This is a genomic window from Streptomyces sp. NPDC059787 (assembly GCF_042732315.1).
Lineage (GTDB): Bacteria > Actinomycetota > Actinomycetes > Streptomycetales > Streptomycetaceae > Streptomyces > Streptomyces atrovirens.
On sequence record NZ_JBHWHX010000032.1, the window covers coordinates 64,962 to 90,610 of the forward strand.

General features: G+C 71.7%; 25 protein-coding genes, 3 pseudogenes and 1 riboswitch. Of the genes and pseudogenes, 13 read left to right on the forward strand and 15 right to left on the reverse strand.

Annotation, left to right across the window (positions count from 1 at the left end):
• The first annotated feature begins 26 nt into the window (after window positions 1-26).
• On the forward strand, window positions 27-1,397 hold the full coding sequence (locus ACFV5H_RS26600) for an FAD-binding protein (RefSeq protein WP_385197563.1): 1,371 nt from the start codon (window positions 27-29) through the stop codon (window positions 1,395-1,397).
• An 8-nt stretch (window positions 1,398-1,405) separates the two neighbouring features.
• Complete coding sequence (locus tag ACFV5H_RS26605; RefSeq protein ID WP_385197565.1) at window positions 1,406-2,161, forward strand: decaprenylphospho-beta-D-erythro-pentofuranosid-2-ulose 2-reductase; 756 nt, start codon at window positions 1,406-1,408, stop codon at window positions 2,159-2,161.
• Between the two features lie 17 nt (window positions 2,162-2,178).
• On the opposite strand, the gene ACFV5H_RS26610 is transcribed toward ACFV5H_RS26605, so the two are convergent.
• Both ACFV5H_RS26610 and trpS read right to left on the reverse strand, forming a co-directional pair.
• Entirely contained in the window at window positions 2,179-2,757 is a 579-nt protein-coding gene (locus tag ACFV5H_RS26610; protein WP_385056537.1) for a 2'-5' RNA ligase family protein, read from the reverse strand.
• Between the two features lie 213 nt (window positions 2,758-2,970).
• Window positions 2,971-3,984, reverse strand: a complete 1,014-nt coding sequence (gene trpS, locus ACFV5H_RS26615) for a tryptophan--tRNA ligase (protein ID WP_385056535.1) — start codon at window positions 3,982-3,984, stop codon at window positions 2,971-2,973.
• 131 nt (window positions 3,985-4,115) lie between these two features.
• Between trpS and ACFV5H_RS26620 the strand changes: the two genes are divergently transcribed.
• The 3 genes from ACFV5H_RS26620 to ACFV5H_RS26630 all read left to right on the forward strand — a co-directional run bounded on the left by ACFV5H_RS26620 (window position 4,116) and on the right by ACFV5H_RS26630 (window position 6,381).
• Complete coding sequence (locus tag ACFV5H_RS26620; RefSeq protein WP_385197567.1) at window positions 4,116-4,676, forward strand: RNA polymerase sigma factor; 561 nt, start codon at window positions 4,116-4,118, stop codon at window positions 4,674-4,676.
• Window positions 4,669-5,523 (forward strand): hypothetical protein, encoded by an 855-nt coding sequence (locus ACFV5H_RS26625; protein WP_385056530.1) that lies wholly within the window; start codon window positions 4,669-4,671, stop codon window positions 5,521-5,523. The genes ACFV5H_RS26620 and ACFV5H_RS26625 overlap by 8 nt, the downstream gene beginning before the upstream one ends.
• Before the next feature lie 135 nt (window positions 5,524-5,658).
• Window positions 5,659-6,381, forward strand: a complete 723-nt coding sequence (locus tag ACFV5H_RS26630; protein ID WP_385197569.1) for a hypothetical protein — start codon at window positions 5,659-5,661, stop codon at window positions 6,379-6,381.
• 69 nt (window positions 6,382-6,450) lie between these two features.
• Here the strand turns inward: ACFV5H_RS26630 and ACFV5H_RS26635 are convergent, their stop codons facing one another.
• The 4 genes from ACFV5H_RS26635 to ACFV5H_RS26650 all read right to left on the reverse strand — a co-directional run bounded on the left by ACFV5H_RS26635 (window position 6,451) and on the right by ACFV5H_RS26650 (window position 11,261).
• Entirely contained in the window at window positions 6,451-7,905 is a 1,455-nt protein-coding gene (locus tag ACFV5H_RS26635) for a glycine hydroxymethyltransferase (protein WP_385197570.1), read from the reverse strand.
• A 31-nt stretch (window positions 7,906-7,936) separates the two neighbouring features.
• Window positions 7,937-8,037: riboswitch (ZMP/ZTP riboswitch) on the reverse strand.
• A gap of 152 nt (window positions 8,038-8,189) precedes the next feature.
• Window positions 8,190-9,374, reverse strand: a complete 1,185-nt coding sequence (locus tag ACFV5H_RS26640; protein ID WP_385056522.1) for a glutathionylspermidine synthase family protein — start codon at window positions 9,372-9,374, stop codon at window positions 8,190-8,192.
• A gap of 6 nt (window positions 9,375-9,380) precedes the next feature.
• Window positions 9,381-9,719, reverse strand: coding sequence for a hypothetical protein (locus tag ACFV5H_RS26645; RefSeq protein ID WP_385056519.1), 339 nt, complete (start codon window positions 9,717-9,719; stop codon window positions 9,381-9,383).
• Window positions 9,720-9,875: 156 nt separating this feature from the next.
• The gene (locus ACFV5H_RS26650; protein WP_385056516.1) at window positions 9,876-11,261 is read right to left on the reverse strand and encodes a PLP-dependent aminotransferase family protein; all 1,386 of its coding nucleotides are present in this window, start codon (window positions 11,259-11,261) and stop codon (window positions 9,876-9,878) included.
• A gap of 46 nt (window positions 11,262-11,307) precedes the next feature.
• Between ACFV5H_RS26650 and ACFV5H_RS26655 the strand changes: the two genes are divergently transcribed.
• Window positions 11,308-11,808 carry a carboxymuconolactone decarboxylase family protein gene (locus tag ACFV5H_RS26655; RefSeq protein ID WP_385197571.1) on the forward strand — a complete coding sequence of 167 codons (501 nt, stop codon included), beginning with the start codon at window positions 11,308-11,310 and terminating at the stop codon, window positions 11,806-11,808.
• Entirely contained in the window at window positions 11,805-12,284 is a 480-nt protein-coding gene (locus ACFV5H_RS26660) for a carboxymuconolactone decarboxylase family protein (RefSeq protein WP_385197573.1), read from the forward strand. The genes ACFV5H_RS26655 and ACFV5H_RS26660 overlap by 4 nt, the downstream gene beginning before the upstream one ends.
• Window positions 12,285-12,724: 440 nt before the next feature.
• On the opposite strand, the pseudogene ACFV5H_RS26665 reads toward ACFV5H_RS26660, so the two are convergent.
• From ACFV5H_RS26665 to ACFV5H_RS26690, 6 genes and pseudogenes are all read right to left on the reverse strand, one after another.
• Window positions 12,725-13,177, reverse strand: a pseudogene (locus ACFV5H_RS26665) (glycine betaine ABC transporter substrate-binding protein); the annotation flags it as partial.
• 1 nt (window position 13,178) lies between these two features.
• Window positions 13,179-13,889: pseudogene (locus tag ACFV5H_RS26670) on the reverse strand (ABC transporter permease subunit); the annotation flags it as partial.
• Window positions 13,890-14,289: 400 nt separating this feature from the next.
• Complete coding sequence (locus ACFV5H_RS26675; RefSeq protein WP_385058801.1) at window positions 14,290-15,279, reverse strand: malate dehydrogenase; 990 nt, start codon at window positions 15,277-15,279, stop codon at window positions 14,290-14,292.
• A gap of 443 nt (window positions 15,280-15,722) precedes the next feature.
• Window positions 15,723-16,895, reverse strand: coding sequence for a DUF2690 domain-containing protein (locus ACFV5H_RS26680; RefSeq protein WP_385197575.1), 1,173 nt, complete (start codon window positions 16,893-16,895; stop codon window positions 15,723-15,725).
• A gap of 686 nt (window positions 16,896-17,581) precedes the next feature.
• Entirely contained in the window at window positions 17,582-18,133 is a 552-nt protein-coding gene (locus ACFV5H_RS26685; RefSeq protein ID WP_385058803.1) for a DUF3017 domain-containing protein, read from the reverse strand.
• Window positions 18,123-18,977 (reverse strand): bifunctional methylenetetrahydrofolate dehydrogenase/methenyltetrahydrofolate cyclohydrolase, encoded by an 855-nt coding sequence (locus tag ACFV5H_RS26690; RefSeq protein ID WP_385058804.1) that lies wholly within the window; start codon window positions 18,975-18,977, stop codon window positions 18,123-18,125. Before ACFV5H_RS26690 ends, ACFV5H_RS26685 begins: the two co-directional genes overlap by 11 nt.
• A 283-nt stretch (window positions 18,978-19,260) precedes the next feature.
• Between ACFV5H_RS26690 and ACFV5H_RS26695 the strand changes: the two genes are divergently transcribed.
• The gene (locus ACFV5H_RS26695; RefSeq protein WP_385058806.1) at window positions 19,261-19,836 is read left to right on the forward strand and encodes a hypothetical protein; all 576 of its coding nucleotides are present in this window, start codon (window positions 19,261-19,263) and stop codon (window positions 19,834-19,836) included.
• Between the two features lie 88 nt (window positions 19,837-19,924).
• Here the strand turns inward: ACFV5H_RS26695 and ACFV5H_RS26700 are convergent, their stop codons facing one another.
• A complete protein-coding gene (locus tag ACFV5H_RS26700) occupies window positions 19,925-20,950 on the reverse strand; it encodes a helix-turn-helix domain-containing protein (RefSeq protein ID WP_385058807.1) in 1,026 nt (341 codons plus the stop codon).
• Between the two features lie 459 nt (window positions 20,951-21,409).
• On the opposite strand from ACFV5H_RS26700, the gene ACFV5H_RS26705 reads away from it, so the two are divergent.
• Both ACFV5H_RS26705 and ACFV5H_RS26710 read left to right on the forward strand, forming a co-directional pair.
• Entirely contained in the window at window positions 21,410-22,150 is a 741-nt protein-coding gene (locus ACFV5H_RS26705; RefSeq protein WP_385058809.1) for an FHA domain-containing protein, read from the forward strand.
• Window positions 22,147-23,097, forward strand: a pseudogene (locus tag ACFV5H_RS26710) (protein kinase); the annotation flags it as partial. The gene ACFV5H_RS26705 and the pseudogene ACFV5H_RS26710, both read left to right, overlap by 4 nt.
• Before the next feature lie 41 nt (window positions 23,098-23,138).
• Here ACFV5H_RS26710 and ACFV5H_RS26715 read toward each other — a convergent pair.
• Together ACFV5H_RS26715 and ACFV5H_RS26720 are read right to left on the reverse strand one after the other, a co-directional pair.
• Window positions 23,139-23,342: a DUF397 domain-containing protein gene (locus tag ACFV5H_RS26715; RefSeq protein ID WP_385058811.1), complete on the reverse strand. Its 204-nt coding sequence runs from the start codon at window positions 23,340-23,342 to the stop codon at window positions 23,139-23,141.
• Complete coding sequence (locus tag ACFV5H_RS26720) at window positions 23,320-24,174, reverse strand: helix-turn-helix domain-containing protein (protein WP_385058812.1); 855 nt, start codon at window positions 24,172-24,174, stop codon at window positions 23,320-23,322. Before ACFV5H_RS26720 ends, ACFV5H_RS26715 begins: the two co-directional genes overlap by 23 nt.
• 122 nt (window positions 24,175-24,296) lie before the next feature.
• Between ACFV5H_RS26720 and ACFV5H_RS26725 the strand changes: the two genes are divergently transcribed.
• The 3 genes from ACFV5H_RS26725 (at window position 24,297) to ACFV5H_RS26735 (ending at window position 25,560) form a co-directional block, all read left to right on the forward strand.
• Window positions 24,297-24,503 (forward strand): hypothetical protein, encoded by a 207-nt coding sequence (locus ACFV5H_RS26725; RefSeq protein WP_385058814.1) that lies wholly within the window; start codon window positions 24,297-24,299, stop codon window positions 24,501-24,503.
• A complete protein-coding gene (locus ACFV5H_RS26730; RefSeq protein WP_385197577.1) occupies window positions 24,500-24,907 on the forward strand; it encodes an ATP-binding protein in 408 nt (135 codons plus the stop codon). Before ACFV5H_RS26725 ends, ACFV5H_RS26730 begins: the two co-directional genes overlap by 4 nt.
• Before the next feature lie 89 nt (window positions 24,908-24,996).
• On the forward strand, window positions 24,997-25,560 hold the full coding sequence (locus ACFV5H_RS26735; protein ID WP_385058818.1) for a peptidoglycan-binding protein: 564 nt from the start codon (window positions 24,997-24,999) through the stop codon (window positions 25,558-25,560).
• Window positions 25,561-25,649 lie beyond the last annotated feature (89 nt).

Consider the following 25,649-nt stretch of genomic DNA (forward strand, 5'->3'; position numbering starts at 1 on the left):
CACATAGGGGCGATACGGTCATCGTCATGTCTGCCGACACCGTTCCCGTCACGGGGTGGGGCCGCACCGCTCCCACCGCCGCCCGGCTGATCCGCCCACGGACGTACGAGGAGGCCGCCCGGGCCGTACGGGAGTGCGGGGCCCGCGGCGGCATCGCGCGGGGGCTGGGACGGGCGTACGGGGACGCGGCGCAGAACGCGGGCGGCGCCGTGCTCGACATGACGGGCCTGGACCGCGTGCACGCGGTCGACGCCGTCGGCGGCACCGTGCTGTGCGACGCGGGCGTCTCCCTGCACCGGCTGATGGAGGTGCTGCTGCCGCTAGGCTGGTTCGTGCCGGTCACTCCCGGCACGCGCTACGTGACCGTCGGCGGGGCGGTCGGCGCCGACATCCACGGCAAGAACCACCATGTCTCCGGCTCCTTCTCCCGCCATGTGCTCTCCCTGGAGCTGCTCACCGCCGACGGGCGGGTCCGTACGGTCGCGCCGGGCACTCCGCTGTTCGAGGCGACCGCGGGCGGCATGGGCCTGACCGGGGTGATCCTCACCGCGACGATCCGGCTCCAGCCGGTCGAGACCTCACTGATGTCCGTCGACACCGAGCGCGCGAACGACCTCGACGACCTGATGGCCCGCCTCGCCGACACCGACCACCGCTACCGCTACTCGGTCGCCTGGATCGACCTGCTGGCCCGCGGCGCCGCCACCGGCCGCGCGGTGCTCACGCGCGGCGACCACGCCCCCCTGGACGCACTGCCACCGGGCACCCGCGCGCGCGGGGAGCCCCTCTCCTTCCGCACCTCCCGCCTCCCGGCCGCCCCCTCCTTCGTCCCCGAGGGCCTGCTCGGCCGCACCACCGTGGGACTGTTCAACGAGCTCTGGTACCGCAAGGCCCCCCGCGCGCGGATGGGGCAGCTCCAGCGCATCCCCGCGTTCTTCCACCCCCTGGACGGCGTACCGCACTGGAACCGCGTCTACGGCCGGGGCGGCTTCGTGCAGTACCAGTTCGTCGTCGGGCACGGCCGGGAGGACACCCTGCGCCGGATCGTGCGCCGCATCTCCGAGCGCCGCTGCCCGTCCTTCCTCGCCGTCCTCAAACGCTTCGGGGAGGCCGACCCGGGCTGGCTGTCCTTCCCGGTGCCGGGCTGGACCCTGGCCCTGGACATCCCGGCGTCCCTGCCCGGCCTCGGCGGCTTCCTCGACGAACTCGACGAGGAGGTCGCCGGCGCCGGCGGGCGCGTCTACCTCGCCAAGGACTCCCGGCTGCGCCCGGAGCTGCTCGCGGCCATGTACCCCCGCCTGGACGACTTCCGCGCGCTGCGCGCCGAACTGGACCCGCGCGGGGTGTTCGTCTCCGACCTGGCCCGCCGCCTCCACCTCCAGGCCACACCCAGCTAGGAGCTGTCATGAAGGACGCCTTCGGCCTCCCCCAGTCCCTGCTCGTCCTCGGCGGCACGTCCGAGATCGCGCTGGCCACCGCGCGGCGGCTGATCGCCCGCCGCACCCGCACGGTGTGGCTGGCCGGCCGCCCCTCCCCCGGCCTGGACGAGGCCGCCGAGGAGCTGCGCGGCCTCGGCGCCGAGGTGCGCACCGTCGTCTTCGACGCGCTCGACCCGGCCGCCCACGAGGACACGCTCGGCAAGGTCTTCGCCGAGGGCGACGTCGACATGGTGCTGCTCGCCTTCGGCACCCTGGGCGACCAGGCCCACGACGAACGGGACCCCCGGGCCGCCGTGCGGGTCGCGCAGACCAACTACACCGGCGCGGTCTCGGCTGGCCTGGTGTGCGCGAGCGCCCTCCAGGCGCAGGGCCACGGCTCCCTGGTGGTGCTGTCCTCCGTCGCGGGCGAGCGGGCCCGCCGCGCGAACTTCATCTACGGCTCCAGCAAGGCCGGCCTGGACGCCTTCGCCCAGGGCCTCGGCGACGCGCTGTACGGCACGGGGGTGCACGTCATGGTCGTACGCCCCGGATTCGTCCGTACCCGGATGACCGCCGGGCTTCCCGAGGCGCCGCTGGCCACCACGCCGGAGGCGGTCGCGGCGGCCGTCGAGCTGGGGCTGCGGCGCCGCGCGGAGACCTTGTGGGTGCCGGGCACGCTGCGGATGGTGATGTCGGCGCTACGGCACCTGCCGCGCGGGGTGTTCCGCCGGCTGCCGGTCTGAGCACCGGCCGGGGGCGCTCAGCGGGCGGAGACGGATCCCCGGTCCACGCTCCCGGACTGCGGGGGCACCACCGCGGTGCCGAAGGGGAACTCGCGCAGCTTGCGCCACACCCCGTCGGCGCCCTGCTCGTAGAGCGCGAAGCCGGTGCAGGGCCACTCGGCCTCGTAGCCGGCGAGCTCCTCGAAGGCGCGGTCCATGGCCGCCTCCTCGATGCCGTGCGCCACGGTGACGTGCGGGTGGTACGGGAACTGCAGCTCGCGGGCGACCGGGCCGGAGGCGTCACGGACCTGCTTCTGCAGCCAGGTGCAGGCCTCGTCGCCGTCGACGACCCGCACGTACACCACCGGCGACAGCGGCCGGAAGGTGCCGGTGCCGGACAGCCGCATCGGGAACGGGCGGCCGGCCGCGGCGACCTCGCCGAGATGCGCCTCGACGGCCGGCAGGTCGGCGTCGTCTATCTCGGTCGGCGGCAGCAGGGTGACGTGCGTGGGGATACCGTGAGCCGCGGCGTCGCCGAAGCCCGCGCGCAGCTGCTGAAGCCGGCTGCCGTGAGGCTCCGGGACCGCGATCGACACGCCGATCGTTACGGTCCCCACGTCGTCTCCTGTCGTTGTGGTGGTGAAGTGTGGCGGTGAAGCTGCGGTGAGCACCGGGTGACCGCGGAAACGGTCACCCGGTTATCGACTGTACGACCACGACCCGGATGCGGGCAGGCGCAACCGGAGTGATGTGCAGCGCTGTGCGGTGGTACGGATCGCCGCCGTGGGCCGGTTCAGCGCCGGTGCGGTGTGTCCGTCCGGTGCGGTGGTTCAGTGCTTGGCGGGCAGGAAGCCGACCCGGTCGTACGCCTGGGAGAGGGTCTCCGCGGCGACGGCGCGCGCCTTCTCCGCGCCCTTGGCCAGGATCGAGTCCAGCGTCTCGGGGTCGTCCAGGTACTGCTGGGTGCGCTCCTTGAAGGGGGTCACGAACTCGACCATGACCTCGGCGAGGTCCGTCTTGAGCGCACCGTAGCCCTTGCCGGCGTACTTCTCCTCCAGTTCGGGGATGTCCGCTCCGGTGAGGGTCGAGTAGATCGTGAGGAGGTTGCTCACGCCGGGCTTCTCCACGACGTCGTAGCGGATGACCGTGTCGGTGTCGGTGACCGCGCTCTTCACCTTCTTGGCGGTGGCCTTCGGCTCGTCCAGGAGGTTGATGAGGCCCTTCGGCGTGGACGCCGACTTGCTCATCTTGACCGTCGGGTCCTGGAGGTCGTAGATCTTCGCCGTCTCCTTGAGGATGTACGGCTTCGGCATCGTGAACGTCTCGCCGAACCGGCCGTTGAAACGGTCGGCGAGGTCGCGCGTGAGCTCGATGTGCTGGCGCTGGTCCTCGCCCACCGGCACCTCGTTGGCCTGGTAGAGCAGGATGTCCGCGACCTGCAGGACCGGGTACGTGAACAGGCCGACGGAGGCGCGGTCGGCGCCCTGCTTGGCGGACTTGTCCTTGAACTGGGTCATGCGGGAGGCCTCGCCGAAGCCGGTGAGGCAGTTCATGATCCAGGCGAGCTGGGCGTGCTCGGGCACGTGGCTCTGCACGAAGAGCGTGCAGCGGTCCGGGTCGAGACCGGCGGCCAGCAGCTGGGCGGCGGCGAGCCGGGTGTTGGCGCGCAGCTCCTTCGGGTCCTGCGGGACCGTGATCGCGTGCAGGTCGACGACCATGTAGAACGCGTCGTGGGTCTCCTGCAGGGCCACCCACTGGCGGACGGCGCCGAGGTAGTTGCCGAGGTGGAACGAGCCTGCGGTGGGCTGGATTCCGGAGAGCACGCGGGGTCGGTCAGTCGCCATGCTCATCATTCTCTCAGGTCCTGGAAGGCGGTCCGGAACCGACCGGAAACAGGTGGGAACCGATCCGTGCCCGGCGGTGTAACAAAGACGTGAGGACGCGGGAGGGGGGCCGCATCGTCGATGAGGCCGCGGTGATCGCACGCGTACGCGCCGGGGAGCCGGAGGCGTACGCGGAGCTGGTGCGGGCCCATACGGGCATCGCGCTCAGGGCGGCCACCGCGCTCGGGGCGGGGGCGGACGCGGAGGACGTGGTGCAGCAGGCCTTCGTCAAGGCGTACTGCGCGCTGGGCCGGTTCCGGGACGGCATGGCGTTCCGGCCGTGGCTGCTGTCGATCGTGGCCAATGAGACGAGGAACACAGTGCGCGCCGCCGTGCGCCGGAACGGCCTCGCCGACCGGGAGGCGGCGTTCATGGAGGCGGAGCCGGTGATACCGGAGTCGACGGACCCGGCGGTCGCGACGCTGGAGACGGAGCGCCGTGGGGCGCTGGTGTCCGCCCTGGGGAAGCTGAGCGAGGAGCACCGGCTGGTCGTCACCTACCGCTATCTGCTCGAGATGGACGAGCGGGAGACCGCCCAGGCCCTGGGCTGGCCCCGGGGCACGGTGAAGTCGCGGCTGAACCGCGCCCTGCGCAAGCTGGAGCGCCTGCTGCCGGACTTCCGGCCCCGGGAAGGGGGTGAGAGGCGTGGATGAGCGGTACGACGGTGACGCCGAGCGCCTGCGGGAAGAGCTGCGGGCGCTGGGACGGTCGCTGGACGGGGCGGACTCGGCGGCGGGGTCGGAGTCGATGGTCGAGCGGGTGCTGGGACAGATACTCACCGAGGAGCTGCCGGTTCCGGCGGCCGGGCCGACGGGCACCGGCGCGCGGCTGCGGGCGGCCCGGCGCTGGACGCGGGCACGGTGGCGGTCGCTGGTCGCGTCCCTGTGCGGGCTGCTGACGGTGCTGGCGCTGACGCCTCCGGTGCGGGCGGCGGTGATCGACTGGTTCGGCTTCGGCGGGGTCGAGGTGCGGTACGACCCGTCGGCGGTGCCCTCGCCGGGCGCGGAGGTGCCGGGCTGCGGGCGGTCGGTGTCGTTCGGCGAGGCGGAGCGGCGGGCCGGGTTCACGCCGCTGGTGCCGAAGGCGCTGGGCACTCCGGACGCGGTGACGGTGAGCGGGCTGCCGCGGGGGCGGTTCCTGGTGAGTCTGTGCTGGCGGGAGCAGGGGCGGACGATCCGGCTCGACGAGTTCCCGGCCCGTCTGGACGTCACCTTCGTCAAGAGCGTGCGCGAGCAGCCGGAGTGGCTGTCGCTGGGCGAGGAGGACGAGGGCGGGATTCCCGACCAGGCCCTGTGGTTCCCCCGGCCGCACGTGTTGAGCTTCTGGCTGGTGGACGTGGACGGTCACCGGTTCACCCGGGAGGAGCGCACAGCGGGGCCGACGCTGCTGTGGCCGTACAGCGGCGGGGCCGTCGAGGGGGTGACGCTGCGGCTGGAGGGGGTGGTGTCGAAGGCGCGGGCGCTGGAGATCGCGGAGGTGGTCGAGGAGGCGGGCCGGTAGCGGCCGGTCTTCCGGGAGTGTCTCGGAATCGGGGCGGACCGACCGGGAACCCCGGCGGGTCGGGCGGTGTACCAGAGATGACAGGCGGCTCGTGTGCGGGCCGCACGGGGATCGACCGGCCGAGTGGGGGTCCGGATGCGCAGGTGGAAGGGCAGGGTTCGACAACTGACGGCGGGCATGGGCGCGTTGGCGGCGGCGCTGGCCCTGATGATGTGGGGGGCGTCGCCCGCGTCCGCCGGGGGGCCGACGAGCGTGCTGGTGGTCTCGCCGGAGAGCGAGGAGACGGCGTCGGTGTACTACTCCGACAAGCAGTACGGCGAGCTGGAGCGGCTGCTCGGCCCCGTCGGCAAGGGCACGCGTGAGAGGCCGCCGGAGGCCGTTTCGGCCTCGGCCCGGCTGATCAATGTGACGTGGATGATGCACGACGTGACGCCGTGGCGGGTGGACCGGGTCTTCATGGCGGAGGCGGGCCAAGACGCGTGGATACACACGGCGGAGCGGTTCAACGCATCGCCGAACGGCCTCTGGCACCGCGCCGCCGACGCCTCGAATCTGTACAAGTTTCTGTACTCGCTGGGTGTGATGGGCGAGAGGTCAGGCACCGGGTCGGCTCCGGGGATCTACCCGGCACCGTGGGAGACGGAGCAGGCCGAGCCCGGAAAGGATCGGGCCGCGGCGGTCTCCGGGACCCGCGCCGCGCCGACGACGGACGACGGCACCGACTGGTGGTGGGCGATACCGGGGGTGGTGGCCGGAGCGGTGCTGGCCCTGGTGCTGCGCCCGTATGTGACGCGGTGGCCGCTGAGCCGCCGGCGGAAGGAGGATCCAGGGCCGCGGCAGGAGCTGCTGGACGCCTGATGACGGGCCCGCGACGGCCCGGTACGTGACCGGACCGCCGCGGGGCGCGTCGAGCAGGGCCGGGCCGCCTCAGCCGAGGTCGATCTCCGGGTAGAGCGGGAAACCGGCGACCAGGTCGGTGGCGCGGCGGGAGATCTCGTCGGCGACCTTGGCGTCGAGGACGTGGGCGGCCTTGGAGGGGGCACCGGACTTGGTGGTGCCGGGCTCGGTCGTCGTCAGGACCCGGTCGATCAGCCCCGCGACCTCGTCCATCTCCGCCGTGCCCAGGCCGCGCGTGGTCAGCGCGGGGGTACCGATGCGGATGCCGGAGGTGTACCAGGCGCCGTTGGGGTCGGCGGGGATGGCGTTGCGGTTGGTGACGATGCCCGAGTCGAGCAGGGCGGCCTCGGCCTGGCGGCCGGTGAGGCCGTAGGACGTGGCGACGTCGATCAGGTTGAGGTGGTTGTCGGTGCCGCCGGTGACCAGGGTGGCGCCGCGGCGCATCAGGCCCTCGGCGAGAGCACGCGAGTTGTCGACGATGCGCTGGGCGTAGTCCTGGAAGGCGGGCTGCCGGGCCTCGGCGAGGGCGACGGCCTTGGCGGCCATGACGTGCGGGAGCGGGCCGCCGAGGACCATCGGGCAGCCGCGGTCGACCTGGTCCTTGAGGGAGTCGTCGCACAGCACCATGCCGCCGCGCGGGCCGCGCAGCGACTTGTGGGTGGTGGTGGTGACAATCTGGGCGTGCGGGACCGGGTCGAAGTCGCCGGTGAGGACCTTGCCGGCGACGAGACCGGCGAAGTGCGCCATGTCGACCATGAGCGTGGCGCCGACCTCGTCGGCGATCTCGCGCATGATCCGGAAGTTCACCAGACGGGGGTAGGCGGAGTAGCCGGCGACGATGATCAGCGGCTTGAACTCGCGGGCGGAGGTGCGCAGGGCCTCGTAGTCGATGAGGCCGGTGGCCGGGTCGGTGCCGTAGGAGCGCTGGTCGAACATCTTGCCGGAGATGTTCGGGCGGAAGCCGTGGGTGAGGTGGCCGCCGGCGTCCAGGGACATGCCGAGCATGCGCTGGTTGCCGAAGGCCTGGCGGAGCTCGGCCCAGTCGGCCTCGGAGAGGTCGTTGACCTGGCGGGCGCCGGTCTTCTCCAGGAAGGGGGCCTCGACGCGGTCGGCGAGTACGGACCAGAAGGCGACCAGGTTGGCGTCGATGCCGGAGTGCGGCTGGACGTAGGCGTGGCGGGCGCCGAAGAGCTCCTTGGCGTGCTCGGCGGCGAGCGACTCGACGGTGTCGACGTTGCGGCAGCCGGCGTAGAAGCGGCGGCCGATGGTGCCCTCGGCGTACTTGTCGCTGAACCAGTTGCCCATCGCGAGGAGGGTGGCCGGGGAGGCGTAGTTCTCGGAGGCGATCAGCTTGAGCATCTCGCGCTGGTCGGCGACCTCCTGACCGATGGCGTCGGCGACGCGCGGCTCCACGGAACGGATGACGTCGAGGGCGGAGCGGAAGGCAGTGGAAGCGGGCGTGAGCGGCTGCTCGGCGGCTGACATGGGGACCTCCGGACGTGGCGTTCTGCGTTCACGGTACGGCCCAGGCGCACGGCACATGTTTCCGGACCCGAAGGGTCCGGGGCCGCTTCCCGATGGTTGCTCCATCCCAGCGCGCCAGTCACGGCCCGACGTCAGGGTACCGGGCGGCACGGGGTGCCAGAGGGTGGCGTCCACCATGCGGGCTACGGCGTCTGCCGGGTGGTTGTATCACTGCCTCCGCGGGTGGGTGAGGGCTGGTCGCGCAGTTCCCCGCGCCCCTGGGGGGCGCTCCGCTGGACGCCTGTTTACAGGATCACGTGAGGCAGGAACCGGGCATATTCGTCCGTCACCAGGCCCGACGACTCGCGGATGCCCAGGCCCGCCGACTCGTTCTCCACCACCCAGGTGCCCAGGACGACGTGGTTGCCGTCGAAGGTGGGGAGGGGGGCGAGTTGCTGGTAGCAGCAGGGTTCGTCGCGGAGCACGGGGTCGGAGCCGGGCTCGTGGATGCTCACTCCCGCGCCCTCGCGGCCGAGGAGGGGCTTGGCGACCCAGCCGGTGGTGTCCGCCAGGTCACGCGGGCCGTCGAGGTAGGCGGGGAGGAGGTTGGGGTGGCCGGGGTAGAGCTCCCAGAGGATCGCCAGGAGGGCCTTGTTGCTGAGGAGCATCTTCCAGGCGGGTTCGATCCACAGGGTGGTGCCGGTGCCGCCGCCGTTGTCGAGGGTGTCGAGGACGTGGTCGGCGAAGCGGTCGGTGGTGAGCCACTCCCAGGGGTACAGCTTGAAGATGCTGCGGATGAACCGGAGCCCGTTGTCGACGAAGCGGCCGGAGAGGCGGTCCCAGCCGATCTCCTCCATGGAGAGCCAGTCGGTGTCGAGGCCGGCCTGTTCGGCGGTCTCCTTGAGGTAGGCGACGGTCATGAGGTCCTCGCCGAGTTCGTCGGCGGAGGAGTGGGCGAAGTACAGGGGGCTGCCCGGCGGGAGGAGGGCGGCCTGTCTCTTCCAGGCGTCGACGAGGCGTTCGTGGAGGGAGTTCCACTGGTCGGCGCCGGGGAAGCGTTCCTCCATCCAGAACCACTGGGGGGAGGCGGCCTCCACCAGGGAGGTGGGGGTGTCGGCGTTGTACTCCAGGAGCCGGGCCGGGCCGGTGCCGTCGTAGCGGAGGTCGAAGCGGCCGTAGACGGAGGGGAGTTCGGCGCGCCGGTGCCAGGCCTCGGCGACCACACGGGCGATGCGCGGGTCGGTGATGCCGAGGTCGGCGAAGCGGTCGGAGGTGACGATGTGCTCGGCGGCGGCGAGGCACATGCCGTGCAGTTCCTCGACGACCTCCTCCAGCGCCTCGATCTCCTCCAGGCCGAAGACGTAGTAGGCGCTCTCGTCCCAGTAGGGGCGCAGGGAGCCGTCCGGGTAACGGGTGAGCGGATAGATGAGCCCCTGCTCCTCGACGGTCTCCTGCCAGCCGGGGCGGGGCTCGGTCGTACGCCGTTCCATGATCCGTCAGCCGCCGCTGCTGCCGGAGCCCGAGCAGCCGAAGCCGCCCCGGTCGACGGCCTCGCTGCGGCTGAAGGTGCCGTAGTCGGCGTAGCCGTTGCTGACGTCGGCGTCGTAGTACCAGTCGGCGTTGGTGCGGGACGTGCCCATCGAACTGGAGGTGCTCCCGGAGGAGTTGCAGTTCTTGTCGGCGACGATCTTGTAACCGTTGATGTAGTCGTAGCTGTCCCGGTCCACGCACCGCCGGTCCGGATCGGACCCGCACGCCGACAGCGCCGCCGCGAGCACGCCCATCCCTCCGAGCACCACCGTGCTGGACCGCAGCCGCCGCCGTGTCTCCGCCATGCCCTTCACTCCCCCTCGCATACCCCCGGGTCACCTCTCCCGGCTCGCGGCGGACAGCCTAGAGACCGCCCGGACGGCACACGCAGGAGCCCCCCGCCGGCAGCGCTCCCCCGCCGCCCATTTGCAACCCTTGGTGCCTTATGCCGGCTTGGTGCGTCAGGGCAGTGCCCGGCACAGGGCGTCCAGGGTGCCGGCCCAGGCGTGGTCCGGCGGGGTGGCGTAGCCGACGACCAGGGCGTCGCCCGCCGTGGTGGCGGTGGCGGGGTGGCGGAAGCGGGAGAGGCCGTGGACGGCGAGGTTCTGCCAGGTGGCGGCCTGGACCACGGACCGTTCGGTGCCGGGCGGGAGTCGGAGGACGGCGTGCAGGCCGGCCGCGATGCCGGTGATCCGGACGTCGGGGGCCCGGGTGGCGAGGGACTCGACCAGGGAGTCGCGGCGGCGGCGGTAGCGCAGACGGGCGGCGCGGACGTGGCGGTCGTAGGCGCCGGAGGTGAGGAACTCGGCGAGGGTGAGCTGTTCGAGGACGCTCACGGAGCGGCCGCCGCCGTGGGCCAGGGCGTCCGGGAGCAGGGACGGGGGCAGGACCATCCAGCCCAGTCGGAGGCCGGGGGCGAGGGACTTGCTGGCCGTGCCGAGGTAGGCCACGTGGTCGGGGTCGAGGTTCTGGAGCGCGCCGACGGCCTGGCGGTCGTAGCGGAACTCGCCGTCGTAGTCGTCCTCCAGGATCAGTCCGCCGGTGCGGCGCGCCCAGTCGACGACGGCGGCGCGGCGCTCGGGCAGGAGAGCGCCGCCCAGCGGGAACTGGTGGGCCGGGCTGAGCAGCACCGCGTCGGCGTCGCCCGGGTCCTGCGCGCGGGTGCCGAGGGAGTCGAAGGGGAGCGGGGTGGTGGTCAGGCCGGCGTGGGCGGCCAGGTCCCAGTGGGCGTCCAGTCCGTAGGACTCCACGGCGAGGGTGCGGGCGCCGCGGGCGCGCAGGACCTCGCAGAGGAGGCGGAGGCCGCCGGCGAAACCGGAGCAGACGACGATCCGTTCGGGGTCGGCGCGTACGCCCCGGACGCGCGCCAGGTAGTCGGCGAGGGCCGTGCGCAGTTCGGGGCGGCCGCGCGGGTCGCCGTAGCCGAGGGCGTCGTGCGGGGCGGCGGCGAGGGCGCGGCGGGCGGCCTTGAGCCATTCGGCGCGGGGGAAGGAGGCGAGGTCGGGGGTGCCCGGGACGAGGTCGTACGGAAGCCGGCCGGGGGTGCGCCCCGGGGCGGGGGGTGCGGCGGGCGGCCGGGGCACCGTGCGGTCGGCGACCCGGGTGCCGGATCCCTGCCGGGCGGTGAGCCAGCCCTCGGCGATCAGGTCGGCGTAGGCGTCGGCGACGGTGTTGCGGGCGATGCCCAGGTCGGCGGCGAGGGAGCGGGAGGAGGGCAGCCGGGCGCCGGGGGCGAGCCGGCCGGTGCGGACGGCCTCGCGGAGGGCGTCGGTCAGGCCGCGTCGCAGGCCGGGACCGGCCGGTTCGAGGTGGAGGTCGATGCCGAAAGTGGACCGGCGTTCTGCCATGGAAGTGGACCATACTCCTGGGCTGCCTCACTCCTAGGGTCGAGGCATGACCACTACGGAAACGAACACCGAGTACGCCGCCGAGCTCCCCGTCCGGCTGGAGTGGGCCCGGCACGCCCCCGAGGTCTACAAGGCGATGATCCGGCTGGACTCCGCCGCCAGGAAGGGGCTCGACGCCAAGCTGTACGAGCTGGTGAAGATCCGCGCCTCCCAGCTCAACCACTGCGCCTTCTGCCTGGACATGCACACCAAGGACGCGCTCGCGGCGGGCGAGAGCGTCGAGCGGATCATCCAGCTCGGCGCGTGGGAGGAGTCGCGGCACTTCTACACGGAGAAGGAGCTCGCCGCGATCGAGCTGACCGAGGCCGTCACCGTGCTGACGGACGGCTTCGTGCCCGACGAGGTGTACGAACGGGCCGCCAAGCAGTTCGAGGAGGCCGAGCTGGCGCAGCTGATCGCCGCGATCACGGTGATCAACGCCTGGAACCGGTTCGGTGTGACCTGCCGGATGACGCCGGGCCACTACACGCCGGGACAGCACGCGTGACGGCTCGTACGACCCGCCTCGACGCCGGTGTCCGCAGCGCGCTGCGGGCGGTGAGCGCCGCCGCCAGGAAGGGCCTCGGCGATCCCGGGCTGGCCGAGCTGGTCCAGATCCGCGCCTCGCAGCTCAACCACTGCGCGTTCTGCCTCGACATGCACCTCGCCCTCGCCCGCAAGGACGGGGCGGTGCGCGAGGCGCAGCTCGATCTCCTCGACGCCTGGGAGGAGGCCGGGGACGACGTCTTCGACGCGCGGGAGCGGGCCGCGCTGGAGCTGACCGAGGCGGTCACGGTGCTGACCGGGGGCACCTCCCGGACGAAGCCCGGGGGAGGGTTCGTGCCCGACGAGGTGTACGAGCGGGCGGCCGGGCACTTCGACTCCGTCCGGCTCGCCCACCTCGTCGCGCTGATCACCGCCATCAACAGCTGGAACCGGCTGATGGTCGGCCGCCGGATCCCCCCGGGCTCCACCGAGTGGTGAACCCGGAGGTCAGGACAGCCACTTCTTCCATTTGACATCCTCCCCCTCCTCAAGCGAGGGGGATTCCAACCCGGACGGGTTGAGGTTCACGGGCACTCGAACGGCCGGTGGCCGCTGTCACCCCTCCGGCACCGGATGCACACCGGGGACGGGGAATCCCGCCCTGCCCTGCCGCGACGTTCACTGAACGTGACATGCCGCCAAACCTAGCCCCGCCACTCGCTTTTCTCTCCGCACCCGATCACACTCACCCGAGCGACCCACCCCACCACCGCTCCCTTCCGGAGCACCGCATCGCCCCGAAGACGACGCCACTCCCCCTGCTCCGCTCTGCGAGAACGGACATCCACCACGGCCCTGGAGGGACCGAGCACCCTGCCCGGCAAGAGAGGTGGGATCGTGGCTGTCCACCCACTTCTTGGCCGCCTCCTGGGGCGACAGCTTCTGCTCGGCGTACTTGTCGAGGTTCTTCCAGTCGGTGACGTCGGGGGCCGCTCGGCGAAGTACGTCGGCACGAACCAGCCGATGTGCCCGGTGACGCCGAGGTCGCCGCCGTTCACGATCGTCCTCTTGTCCTCGACGTACCGCCGCTCCTGCCCGGGGTGGCCCCAGTCCTCCAGGATCGCGTCGACGCGGCCCTGGCTGAGCGCGTCCCAGGCGGGCACCTCGTCGACCTGGACGGTGTCGACGCGGTAGCCGAGTTCGTGTTCCAGCAGGTACTGGGCGACGGCCACGTTGGCCTGCGCGCCGACCCAGGACTGTACGGACAGGGTGACCGTCCTGGCACCCCGCGCGTTCGCGAAGGGCGAGGCCTGCCTGGTCATGTCGGCGGCGCCGCATCCTGTGGCCAGCGCCAGTACGGCGACGGCCGCCGTGACACGCGTGCGGGACATCTCAGGCTCCCTTCGCCGTACGGCGTTCGGTCGGCTGGGTCACCCGGTCGAGCATCAGGCCCAGGCAGACGATCGCGGCCCCGGCGACCAGGCCGGTCGCCAGGTCGCCCTGGGCGAGGCCGAAGACGACGTCGTAGCCGAGCGCGCCACCGCCGACCAGGCCGCCGATGATGACGACGGCGAGGACGAGGACCACGCCCTGGTTGACGGCGAGCAGCAACGCCGGGCGGGCCGGCGGGAGCTGGACCTGGCGCAGCTGCTGGGCGCTGGTCGCGCCGAGGGAGCGGGCCGATTCCAGGGCGGCGATCCCGGCGTACGCCAACAGCGCGCGGGCGTTCGGCGGGGGCGCCTGCCCGAGTCGCGCGCCGGCCGCGCCGGTCACCCGGTCCAGGACCACGGCGAGCAGCACGATCGGGATGCCGACCGCGAGCGCGGCGCCGACGTCGACCGAGGCCAGCGCCTGGTAGACGCGGTCGCCGAGACCACCGGCGCCGATCACGGAGGCGATGGCGGCCATGGACAGCGCCATCATGATCGTCTGGTTGAGACCGAGGAGGAGTTCCCTGCGGGCCAGCGGGACACGGGCGGTCAGCAGGCGCTGGCGTGCGGTGGTCCCGAGCGACTCGACCGCCTCCAGCACCTCCTTGTCGGCGCCGCGCAGCCCGAGCGCGGTGAGGCGGGCCATGGGCGGGGCGGCGTAGACGTCTGCTGCCTTCCGTTCCTGTTCAGCACCCGTGAGTCGCACAGGTGTCGTCCACGGGACCGGGTGCTCCTGCCCTTGCGTCCCGTATGCATGCGGAATCGAAGGCCGGAAGTGCGTTGCGCCACTGAAAGCAAGGGCGGAACGGAATAAATCGCCCACCTTGTGGGCGGGCGGTCACTGCGTGTCGGTGCCGCAGGGGGTGTCCGGCGGGCAGAAGCGACCGAGGTCCGTCCGCAGCAGCCCGCGCTCGTCGTCACGGCCGTCCGCGTCGGCTCTCGCCCGCCGCTCCGGTCCGGCCGATCTCGTCCTCGGTGACCGCCAGGGCCTCGTCCGGTCCCGGCCGGATGAACGCGGCGGGCCCCGCACCGGCACAGCCGGTGCGGGGCCCGAAACCCTGGAGCGGGTCGGATCAGATGAGGCCGAGGCCGCGGACCGCCTCGCGCTCCTCCGTGAGCTCCTTGACGGAGGCGTCGATGCGGGCGCGGGAGAACTCGTTGATCTCCAGGCCCTGGACGATCTCGTACTTGCCGTCCTTCACGGTGACCGGGAAGGAGGAGATCAGGCCCTCCGGCACGCCGTAGGAGCCGTCCGACGGGATGCCCATGGAGGCCCAGTCGCCGTCGGCGGTGCCGTTGACCCAGGTGTACACGTGGTCGATGGCGGCGTTGGCGGCGGAGGCGGCCGACGAGGCGCCACGGGCCTCGATGATCGCGGCGCCGCGCTTGGCGACGGTCGGGATGAAGTCCTCGGCCAGCCACTTCTCGTCGTTCACGACCTCGGCGGCGTTCTTGCCGGCGACCGTGGCGTGGAAGATGTCGGGGTACTGGGTGGCGGAGTGGTTGCCCCAGATCGTCAGCTTCTTGATCTCGGAGACCGGGACGCCGGTCTTCTTCGAGAGCTGGGTCAGCGCGCGGTTGTGGTCCAGACGGGTCATGGCGGTGAACCGCTCGGCGGGTACGTCCGGGGCGGCGGCCTGGGCGATCAGGGCGTTGGTGTTGGCCGGGTTGCCGACGACCAGGACCTTGATGTCGTCCGCGGCGTGGGCGTTGATGGCCTGGCCCTGCGGCTTGAAGATGCCGCCGTTGGCCTCCAGGAGGTCACCGCGCTCCATGCCCTTGGTGCGCGGGCGGGCGCCCACGAGGAGACCGACGTTGGCGCCGTCGAAGGCCACGTTCGGGTCGTCCGTGATGTCGATGCCCTGCAGAAGCGGGAACGCGCAGTCGTCCAGCTCCATGGCCGTGCCCTCGGCGGCCTTGAGCGCCGGGGTGATCTCCAGCAGGCGCAGCTTGACCGGCACGTCCGCGCCGAGCAGCTGGCCGGAGGCGATGCGGAAGAGCAGGGCGTAACCGATCTGGCCGGCCGCGCCGGTGACGGTGACGTTCACGGGAGTGCGGGTCATGGCGTTCTCCGTATGACAGCTGGCGGTGGGGCGGTCCCTGCCCCGGGGTGCGGGATCCCGCTCCGGCTCGTGACCGGCGTCCACCACGATGATCGATCATCGGTTCGAATGATCGATCTCTTGGCGTCAAGAGAGATCCAGCGGTCAGGCTATCGCGCATCCACGGGCGCGGACGGCCGGGCTCCCTGTGGCCCGCCCCACAGAGTGACGACCTGGGTACACGGGTAGCCGAACGGGCACGAGAAGGGCGGCCGCTCCGTCCGGGAGAGGTGGGGCCGGGGCGGCCGCCGTCGGGGACCGACCGTGCCGGACTCCCGTGGGGGTACTTTCCGGGTGCCCGCCTTTCGTCACATCATGCACGTCCCCACATTTCCCCCACACGTATGGGCCCATATGAACCCGTACGGGCCCATACATGTGGCGCGCCGGGCCATGTGCGGGTCCTACTCGGTGCAGCCCTTCTCACCGGTGGCGGCCAGTACGGCACAGGCCTTCGCGTCCGTCGCGTCCTTCACCGGCACCATCGGGGTGTACGTGACCGTGTCGCCGGCCGCGGTGATGCTGTCGCTCTGCTTCGACGTGCCCGCGCTGATCTCGACCCTGTCCCCCTGCGTGCCCTGCGTGATGCGTCCCCAGGCCGCGGCGCAGGTCTCGCTGTAGCGGACCTCCACCGTGGTGGCGCCGACGACCGCGGTCCCCGTGGTGGTCACCAGGTCACCGCTGCACCCCATGGCCTCGGCGTCCTTGCCCGCGCAACTGTCGCCGCTGCACTTCACACCGGGGGGCAGGTCGACACTGGCGGTGGCGGTGGGCGAGGGGGACTTCCGGGTCTCGTCCTTCTTCTTGTCGCCCTCGGTGCTGGTGACGTAGAACGCGGCGGCGACCACCACCAGCGCTCCCACCGCTCCGGCGATGAACGTCGACATCCGCCGCTTTCCGCCGGAACGGCCCGGTCCGCCCGGTCCACCCGGATGGCCCTGACCGGACGCGCCCGGGGGTGGTGCGCCGTACGTCCCGGAGGCGCCCGGCGTGCGCCCGCCCGCCGCGGGCCCGGGGCCGCGGTGGCCCGCCCGCGGCGAGTCGGCCGGTGCGGCGACCCCCCAGGAGTTCGTCCCGGCCGAACCGTCCCGCGCGCCGCCGGTGGCGTCGCGCACCTCCGAGGCGGTCGGCTGCGGCGGCACGCTCGGCGCGACCCCGGCCGGTCCCGCGACGCCCGGACGGACCGCGGACGCGCCCTTGCGGGCGGATCCGCCGCCCGAGCCGGAGGACGGACCGGCGAACTCGCTGAGCGCGGCGCGCGCCTGCGAGATCCTGATCGCCTCCATCGTCATGTCGTGACGCATCTCCGAGCGGCTCCAGGCGCGCTCGGCGAGCTCCCACATGGTGGTGAGGTGCATCGGGTTGGTCCCGGTGACCTCGGCCAGGGCCACGATCGCGCCCTTGGGCGCGAGCAGCCGGCCGTTCAGATAACGCTCCCAGGACGTCTTGCTGTAGCCCGTGCGGTCGGAGACCGACGCGACGCTCAGGCCGCTGCGGTCCACGACCCGCCTGAGCTGGCTGGTGAACTCCCTGATCTGCGGATCGAGTTCATCCGGCAAGGCCTTCCAACGAGGCATTGCTTCCCCCCTCTTCCCCCCGGTTGGTGCTGGTTGTTCCCTCGCGCATGGTGCCCCTTGCCGAGTCCCCGTTGTGGATACCCACGAGGATGCCGCCAGGCAGGGTCTCAGTTCCCGGGGCGGGGGCGCACGGGAGCATCGGGGCCGCGGACAGGCACCGTCGCACGCCTACTCACTCGCGGTCCAGTGTCCCATCGGTCACCCCCTCGACCGAACGGAACCCGGGTACCTGCGCGCGGGGCGTCGGGACGGTCCCGTTTGTTCACGCTAGCCCGCCATCCCCCCACTTCGACGCACAACGACAAACTTGTCAATACATCGACACGTCCCGTCATCCGCGGGCAGCCGCGCCGCCGTTCCCGCGGGCAGTCGTGCCTCCCCCAGCGCCTCGAGACCTGGGAGGTATCCCCGGGGCGGCACGGGTGGGCCGGGGTCCCCCTCCGGGGGTGGCGCCCCGCGAGCGCCGGGCGGCGCGGACACCCCCGACCGGCTCCGACGTCGGCCGCCCGCCCAGCCACATCGCAAGCCTGTACGGGGATTCCGTATGCCGTACCGAAACGGTCACTTCCGTGCCACAGCCCCCGGACAGCCGTTGAACAGGCCCTTCACGGTGCAGGAACGTGTTCCCCGGCGACGGCCCGTCCTCTCACGGGGGTGCGGACGGGCCGCCGCTCACAAAGCGCGGGCTAACTGTCGACCGTGAAGTGCAGCGTGTCCTTGAGGAACGGAATCTCCAGCAGCGGCTTCGGCTGCGCCATCAGCGCCAGCATCGCGATCACCAGCCCCAGCCCCCCGTACGTCACGATGTCCGTGAAACGGGAACGCACCGCGAGCATGCCCACGTCCCGCACCAGCCACCGCAGCACGGCCCCGGCCACCAGCGCCACGCCGACCAGCAGCGTGCCCAGCCGGAACTGGTCCAGCGCGGTCAGCAGCAGCCCCGCTCCGACCGTGAGCAGCACGGAGAGGATCGGCCACTGACGGGCGGGCGCGGGGGCGTCACCGGGGGCGGCCCTGCCTCCGCCCTCGGGGCGCGCGGTGTCCCTGGTGAACAGGGGGAACCGCCGGGTGGTGCGGCGCGGCCTGCCCTCGGCGTCGGGCGCGCTGACGGGATCACGGACCGTGATGTCCTCGGCCCGCTCCTCGGCCCGCTCCTCGGCCCGCTCCTCGGTCCGTCCCCCGGCCCGCCCTTCGGCCCGCTCCTCGGAGACGTCCGGCGTGTTCCGCTCAGCCGACACTGCGCTCCGCCGCCTCGACCACGTTGACCAGCAGCTGGGCCCGGGTCATCGGGCCGACGCCGCCGGGGTTCGGGGCGACCCAGCCGGCCACCTCTGCCACGCCCGGATGGACGTCGCCCAGGATCTTGCCCTCGGCACTGCGGGAGACACCGACGTCGAGGACGGCCGCGCCCGGCTTGACGTCCTCGGGGCGGATCAGATGGGCGCTGCCCGCGGCGGCCACGATGATGTCCGCGCGCCGGAGGTGGGCCGAGAGATCACGCGTGCCGGTGTGGCACTGGGTCACCGTGGCGTTCTCGCTGCGCCGGGTCAGCAGCAGGGGCATCGGACGGCCGATGGTCACACCGCGGCCGACGACCACGACCTCCGCGCCCTTGATCTCCACGCCGTGGCGGCGCAGCAGGGTGATGATGCCGTTGGGGGTGCAGGGCAGGGGGGCCGGCTCGTTGAGGACGAGACGGCCGAGGTTCATCGGGTGGAGGCCGTCGGCGTCCTTGCCCGGGTCCATCAGTTCGAGGATGCGGTTCTCGTCGATGCCCTTGGGCAGCGGAAGCTGGACGATGTAACCGGTGCAGGCGGGGTCCTCGTTCAGCTCGCGGACGACCGCCTCGATCTCCTCCTGCGTGGCCGTGTCCGGCAGTTCGCGCTGGATGGAGGCGATGCCCACCTGGGCGCAGTCGCGGTGCTTCCCGGCGACGTACTTCTGGCTGCCGGGGTCCTCCCCGACGAGGATCGTGCCGAGGCCGGGCGTGACGCCCTTCTCCTTCAGCGCCGCCACACGGGCGGTCAGATCGGACTTGATCTCGGCTGCGGTGGCCTTGCCATCGAGAATCTGGGCGGTCATGCCCCCATCCTCGCGGATGACCGGGCCCCGGTTCCAATCCGCCCGCATACCGGGCGACCGCGGCCCCCCTCTCACCACGTATCGCCCGTTTCCGGTCAAGATCGTGATGTTGCACTTGCACAACACATACGGCCTGCGCCTGGACAAGGAAAGGAACGGTCAAGAACGATGAGGACACAGTGCCGCGGGCAGAACCGGGGGGACGGACCGCATCTGTAGAACTTCCTCCGCGCCGAGTCTCGCGTCGTCCCCGCACCTGAAGCGCAACGGAGGAAGAACCGCCATGAGTTTCGGCGACCCGAACAACCCCTACGGGCCCCCGCAGGGTGGCCAGCAGCCGCCGGCTCCCGGCTACGGCTACCCCCAGCAGCCCCAGCAGGGGTACGGCTACCCGGCGGCGCCGCCGGTGGGCGCCTACTCCGGCGCCCCGGTGCCGACGTCCATGCCGGGAACGGTGAGCACGGCACGCGTGCTGCTGTGGGTCGTCGTGGCCCTGCAGCTCATCGGCGTGGCGCTGTTCGCGATCAGCGCGGCGGGCGTGGAGGCCGCGAAGGACGATCCGACGCTGAGCGAGGATCCCGCGTTCGAGCAGCTCGCCGACTACTCGTCCGGCCTGCTCTGGGGTCTGACCGTGTTCGCGCTGGCGTGGGGCGTGTTCGCGCTCGTGCTGGCCGTCAAGTTCGGCAAGGGCGGCAACGGCGTCCGCATCACCACGCTGATCTTCGGCATCATCACCGCCGTCCTCGGCATCTACCCCTTCATCCTGGTGGGTCTGATCCACACGGTGCTGGCGATCCTGATCGCCGTGTTCGTCGGCAACGCCGCGGGCAAGGCCTGGTTCACCCGCCCGCGCTACTGAGGACGGCCGCCCCGAGCACACCACCACCAAGGGCCGCGTCCCACCCGCACGAGGGGGACGCGGCCCTGGTGCGTCCGGGGCCGCCGGATCAGACCGGCGTGCCCGCGGAGTCCCCGTCCGCCTTCCGCAGGGCGGCGCGCAGCACGGAGGCGCCCGTGGGGGTAAGGGTGTGCAGCACGGCCGGGCCGTTGCGGACCGTGGTGAGGAGTCCCGCGTCGCGCAGCGCGGTGGCGTGTCTGCTGGCGGCGGAGGCCGAGATCCCGGCGGCGCGGGCGATCTCGCCGGTCGTGGCGCCGCCGGACGCGGCGTGCAGGGCGACCGCGCGGGCCCGGCCGAGCAGGTTCGTCAGGGACCGCCCGGGGTCGTCGGCGCTCGGGGAGCGGGCCCCGGGCTCGTGCAGCAGCGAGTACCAGAGCACGGGCGGCAGCCCCGGGTCGGCGTAGGCGACCGGCTCGCCCCAGTTGAAGTACGAGGGGACCAGCGTGAGCCCACGGCCGTTCAGGTGCAGGTCCCGGTCCGCCGTCTGCCGGGGGTAGGTGACCTCCAGGACGGGCGGACGCCAGCGCAGCAGGGGCCCGAGCCCGGCGAGCATGCCCTCCACCCCGCCGTCGAGCAGCCCCCGGCAGCGTACGGCCCGCTCGGCCTCGATACGCGCCTGCACCTGCTCCCGGTGGGGGACGATGACGGTCTCGTGGTACGCGCGCAACGCCCCCACCAGCTCCTTGCGCGCCTTGTGCTCGGCCAGCCGTCCGCTCCACGCGGGTGCTCCGACGGTCCGGTCGAGGATGCCCATCTCCGCCATGACCCGTTCCGGGGGCGTGGCCAGGATCGACTCCAGTCCCACGTCCAGACCGTTCACGGCGTCGACCGGGGTGAGGAAGTCCGGGAAGTACGCGGCCCTCGGGTACAGGGGCAGCAGAACACTCCGCAGGATCCGCTCCAGCCCCTTCTCCCGCATCTGTTCCCGTGCGCCGCGATACCACCCGGCGTAGGCCCACCGCCCCCTCCGGGACTGGAACCGGTGCAGACTCGCGGCGACCTCGAAGAGCGGATCGGGAGCGGAGGCGAGCCGGGTCCTGGCCAGATCCACGTCGGTGAAGTGAATGCGGAGCATGTCGTTCCCCCAGTCGAGTCCGGATCCTGCTCTACGGCGCACCGGTGGTCGGCCGGACGATCGTAGGAAGCCGGGATCAGGATCCGATGAACGAGGGCTGAACGGGCATGTGGCCGGGACGTGGGCGCGCTGTCCTTGCCCGCATTCACCGGACGAAGGGTGCGGCTCTCCGAAATTCGGCAGTCCTCACCCGGAGGAAAAGCCCTCCTCGTTTTCCGGAGAGGATGAAAAGAGCCGCCTGTGCAGGGAAGAACAGACCACCTGCCGGGTTCATGCTCGCAGTCCGTCGCCGGCCAATCAACACACTTGACGCTCACCGCAAAAGCCCAGCTCACAAGGCATTAACCGGGGTACGTCCGGAAAAGTTCGGCCGCCGAACGTCCCTGACATCGCCTACTCTTTCTTTCAATGGACTGGGGAAAGTCGACCCCGAGAAATCGGGGAAGGGGGAACGACTCCATGTACAGCGTCATTGTCGTGCCGCCGTCGAGCGGCATCGGGGACGAACAGATAAGACTGGGCGCGGGTGAACGCATCGAGTTCGGCCGGGCCCGGCGACGGAACGGCCTCGCCATCGCGCACGAGGGAGTGCCCCGGATCGCCGGGGAGATCACCGCGCACCGCACGTTCTGGCTGCTGAGCAACCTCAGCGAGGACCAGACCTATGTGGTGGAGAATCCGGAGGGCGCCGGTGAGCACGTCAAGGTCACACCGGGCCGTGTGGACGCGCCCGTGCCGTTCGAGTTCTCCCGGGTGACCCTGCCCGCCGCGGGCGACCTGCTCTCCTTCGACGTCTGGGCACCGCGGCACGCCTTCCGCAGCGTGGAGCGCCGCGAACTCGCGGGATCCGCCACCGTGCCGGCGTTCGCCCTGGACCGCACCAAACGGTACTTCGCGGTGCTGGCCGTCCTGTGCGAGCGCCGACTGCGGGGCGAACCGAGTGCCCCGCTGCCCGCGGTCGAGGAGATCGTGGAGCGGCTGCGCCCCGGCTGGCCCGAGGTCACCCGCTCCGCCGTCTACTGGAACATCGACTACCTGGCCGTCAAACTGCGCCTGCGTCCCGGCCCCGACGAGGCCGGGCCCGGACGCCGCGTGCACGGCAAGAAGGAGTCGCTGGCCTCCCTGGCGCTCCGCTTCGACCTCGTCCGCGAGGACGACCTCGTGGTGCTCACCCCCGTCCCGAGCGGGGCGGCGCGGTGACCGGGCGGCCGTACGCGATTCCGGTCCCCGAGGGCTACCGCCTCGGCGCCTGGGAGGTGCGCGAACCGCTCGCGTCCGGCGCGTTCGCCACGGTCTACCACGCGGTCCGGCACACCGCGGACGAGGGCGGACTGCCGCGCCGGGCGGCGCTGAAGTTCCTCCCGACCGGCACCCGCACCCCCCGCCAACTGCACCACCTGCGCGATCTGGCCGAACGCGAGGTGCGGTTGCTGCGCCGGCTCCGCTCCCCTCGGCTGATCCGGATGTACGACACCCTGACGGTCGACGACCCCGGCCGGCCGGAGCTGGACGGCGCCACGGTCCTGGTCCTGGAGCGGGCCGAGGAGTCCCTGGACGCCGTACTGGACCGGAGCCCGGCCCCGGAGGCCGGATCCGCCCTGCTGGCCCAGATCTGCGAGGGCCTGCACCAGCTCCACCGCGCGGGCTGGGTGCACGGGGACCTGAAACCGGCCAACATCCTGCTGATGGCGGACGGTTCGGTACGGCTCGCCGACTTCAACACGTCCGCCGAACTGGAGGGCACCCACGCCTACGCCCCCGCGTTCGGCACCCCGGACTACACCGCCCCCGAACTGCTCTGGCCGGAGACCGACGCGCGGGGCACCCGGATCCGCCCCACCGCCGACATCTGGGCCTTCGGCGTGCTGGCCCACGTCGTCCTCGCGGGTTCGTTCCCGCTCCCGGGCGGCACCACGGAGGCACGCACCGACGCGGCGATGCGCTACGCCCGTGGCGCGGAGGAGCTGCGGCTCTCCCCCGAACTCCCCGAGGACTGGCGGGAGATCGTACGGGACTGTCTGGCACCCTCCCACGAGGACCGGACCGCGGACACGGCGGCGCTGCTGCGTCGCGTGGAGCGGAGCGCGGGCACCTCGCGCCCGCCCCGGTCGCCCCGGTGGAAGCCCCGGCGGTGGCGGCGTCCCGTGGCGGTGGGCCCAGCCACCTGGCACGCCCTGCGCAGGACAGGCTAGTTCGCGAGGGAGGCGATGAAGTGGTTCCAGGCGTCCGCCGCGAAGAGCAGGGCGGGGCCCTGGGGGTTCTTGGAATCGCGGACGGGGGTGAGACCGGGGAGGTTGTCGGCGACTTCGAGGCAGTCTCCGCCACCCTCATTGCTGTAACTACTCTTACGCCAGGCAACAGAGTTCAGGTCAATTTCCTTGCTGGGCTTCATTTCCGTAGGTCCTTGCCATGTCGTCCATCAAGGCCAGGGACGCGTCGGGTGACAGTGCAACGGCCCTCAGCAGATCGTATCTACGACGGTACTGCTGCACGTGGGCCGGATAGTCGACGATGTGTCCGGTCCAATCGCCCTCTGTGTACACCAGCGGCGGAGCGTCGACGAAGGTCATGATCTTGGCCATGCCATGCCCGAGCGGATGCCACGGGGTGGTTTCCGGAACAATCTGAAGAACGCTCTGCGTGGACCGGATCACGTCAAGGATGTGCTTCACCTGCTCGGCCATGACCGTCGGCGGAAGCGGCGTTCGCCGGATGACCGACTCGTTCAGGATCGCCCAGTAGGTGGGCCGGTCCGCGCGTTTCCACAACTCCGCGCGCTTCGATCGAGCACGGACACGCTCCTCGACCGCTTCCAGTGGCGCCTCCGGATCTCCGTACGTCACTCGCCCCCGGTGATACGCCTCGGTCTGCAACAGCCCCGGAATGGCGTTGGGCGCCCACTCCTCCAGCGTCTGCGCCTGTTTCTCCATGTCAGGGATGTCCGCGTAGTACCACGCATGACCCACCTGCCGCGCCTTGGCCGCGTCTTCACACCGCCGCTGGAAAAATCCGTCCGTCCCCAGCCGCTCATCGACATGCTTGGCCAGATCGATCGGCATCCGCCGCTCACCCCGCTCGATCTGGCTCAGGAACGAGACCCCCCGGAAACTCCCCTCCGCCAACTGCTCCAGTGTCAGCCCCGCCTGCTCCCGTTTGTAGCGCAACTCGGCACCGTAGAAGCAAGGGACGCTCGTCGACGCATCGGGGTCCTTGCGTGCGGGCACAACACACCACCTCCGTTTGCCGGTTGTCGTGCGCAACCTGAAGGTCTTTCACCGTACGCCGCCCGACGCCACCCTGTGAGTGATTCATCACGGAACGCACAGACCGCAGAAAGGCGCACGGCATGCACCACCACGACGACACGGAAACCTGTGTCGAACAGCTCCGCACCGCGCTGGAAGCGCACGGCATCACACTCCCGTCCCTCACCGTGGACCTGCCGACCTTCGCGGGCGCGTACGCCGGTTCGCCGCTCATCTCCCTAGGCAACTGCAACGCGGAGACCGCCCGCGCCCTGACCGCCGTCCTGCGCAAGGCGGCCGGCCGGTGACCGAACCGCTCACGCTCGAACTGCTCGCGTTCCCCAAGGCGGTACCCGAGGTTCGCCGGACGGTCCGCGAACACCTCGGCGCGTCCTGCCCCGAGGTCCAGCTCTGCGTCAGTGAGCTGCTGACCAACGTGATCAACCACGTCGGCGAGGGCACGCCGGTGACCCTCCGCCTGATCCGCACGGCGGACGGCCGCACCCGCGTGGAACTCACCGATTCCGACCCGCACGCCTGGCTCATCGCGCGCCACCCCGACGAGGACGACGAGACCGGCCGCGGCCTGATGCTGCTCGACGCGCTCGCACGCCGCTGGGGAGTGTGGCTGACGCCTGCGGGCAAGACGGTGTGGTGCGAGTTGGGGGTGGACGCGCCCGGATACACCGGTGGTTCCGCCCCGCACACCTGAAACTTTGCAGGTACCTCCGATCGCCCGCTCCGCCCAGCATGGTCACGGCGAAACACCAGCACCACCGGACCAACGGGGAAGGAACCTCCATGAACCTCCGCACGACACGCACTCGCCTGGGCGCCGCCGCCGTCGCCGCGCTCGCCGCCGGTGCTCTGGCCGTGGGCGCCTCGCCCGCCTCCGCCTCGGCCTCCAGCGGATACGTCAGCGGCGCCGACACGTACACCGACGACTTCGGCGACGAGGGCGTCCTGTCCACGTCCTCGTACAGCAGCTCGAACGCCACCTGCCTGTGGCAGATCATTCTCCTGGCGGAGGGCGCCAACGAGTCGGACGGCACCGACTTCGACATGTCGGACATCGACGGCCACTTCGGGTCCAACACACAGCACGCCACCAAGCGGCTGCAGGTGAGTTGGGGACTCGCCGGCTCGTTCGGCGACGCCGACGGCAAGGTCGGCCCGAACACCTTCGGCTACGCCGACAGCAAGCTGAGCTACCTGGGGGGCAGCACGGCCTCGGGCGGGAACCTGCACCTCCGTTACCAGGGGGCGAAGTACTACTTCGACGTCTACCGGACAGACGGAAAGTACCGGATCTACCACAACGACGCGTGGCACACCACGAGCTACACCTCCAACACCTGCGACTGATCCGGGCGGGCGGCCTTGTGCGGCCCGGCCCGACGGTCCGACGGCACGGAGACATCCAGTACGGCGGGGCCCGGCATCAGCTGATCAGC

Excerpts from the sequence above, each read along its gene's own strand:
- ACFV5H_RS26600 (WP_385197563.1), top strand. The coding sequence starts at position 27 with ATGTCTGCCGACACCGTTCCCGTCACGGGGTGGGGCCGCACCGCTCCC.
- ACFV5H_RS26605 (WP_385197565.1), top strand. The coding sequence starts at position 1,406 with ATGAAGGACGCCTTCGGCCTCCCCCAGTCCCTGCTCGTCCTCGGCGGC.
- trpS (WP_385056535.1), bottom strand. The coding sequence starts at position 3,984 with ATGGCGACTGACCGACCCCGCGTGCTCTCCGGAATCCAGCCCACCGCA.
- ACFV5H_RS26630 (WP_385197569.1), top strand. The coding sequence starts at position 5,659 with ATGCGCAGGTGGAAGGGCAGGGTTCGACAACTGACGGCGGGCATGGGC.
- ACFV5H_RS26635 (WP_385197570.1), bottom strand. The coding sequence starts at position 7,905 with ATGTCAGCCGCCGAGCAGCCGCTCACGCCCGCTTCCACTGCCTTCCGC.
- ACFV5H_RS26640 (WP_385056522.1), bottom strand. The coding sequence starts at position 9,374 with ATGGAACGGCGTACGACCGAGCCCCGCCCCGGCTGGCAGGAGACCGTC.
- ACFV5H_RS26645 (WP_385056519.1), bottom strand. The coding sequence starts at position 9,719 with ATGGCGGAGACACGGCGGCGGCTGCGGTCCAGCACGGTGGTGCTCGGA.
- ACFV5H_RS26650 (WP_385056516.1), bottom strand. The coding sequence starts at position 11,261 with ATGGCAGAACGCCGGTCCACTTTCGGCATCGACCTCCACCTCGAACCG.
- ACFV5H_RS26655 (WP_385197571.1), top strand. The coding sequence starts at position 11,308 with ATGACCACTACGGAAACGAACACCGAGTACGCCGCCGAGCTCCCCGTC.
- ACFV5H_RS26675 (WP_385058801.1), bottom strand. The coding sequence starts at position 15,279 with ATGACCCGCACTCCCGTGAACGTCACCGTCACCGGCGCGGCCGGCCAG.
- ACFV5H_RS26680 (WP_385197575.1), bottom strand. The coding sequence starts at position 16,895 with ATGCCTCGTTGGAAGGCCTTGCCGGATGAACTCGATCCGCAGATCAGG.
- ACFV5H_RS26690 (WP_385058804.1), bottom strand. The coding sequence starts at position 18,977 with ATGACCGCCCAGATTCTCGATGGCAAGGCCACCGCAGCCGAGATCAAG.
- ACFV5H_RS26695 (WP_385058806.1), top strand. The coding sequence starts at position 19,261 with ATGAGTTTCGGCGACCCGAACAACCCCTACGGGCCCCCGCAGGGTGGC.
- ACFV5H_RS26700 (WP_385058807.1), bottom strand. The coding sequence starts at position 20,950 with ATGCTCCGCATTCACTTCACCGACGTGGATCTGGCCAGGACCCGGCTC.
- ACFV5H_RS26705 (WP_385058809.1), top strand. The coding sequence starts at position 21,410 with ATGTACAGCGTCATTGTCGTGCCGCCGTCGAGCGGCATCGGGGACGAA.
- ACFV5H_RS26715 (WP_385058811.1), bottom strand. The coding sequence starts at position 23,342 with ATGAAGCCCAGCAAGGAAATTGACCTGAACTCTGTTGCCTGGCGTAAG.
- ACFV5H_RS26725 (WP_385058814.1), top strand. The coding sequence starts at position 24,297 with ATGCACCACCACGACGACACGGAAACCTGTGTCGAACAGCTCCGCACC.
- ACFV5H_RS26735 (WP_385058818.1), top strand. The coding sequence starts at position 24,997 with ATGAACCTCCGCACGACACGCACTCGCCTGGGCGCCGCCGCCGTCGCC.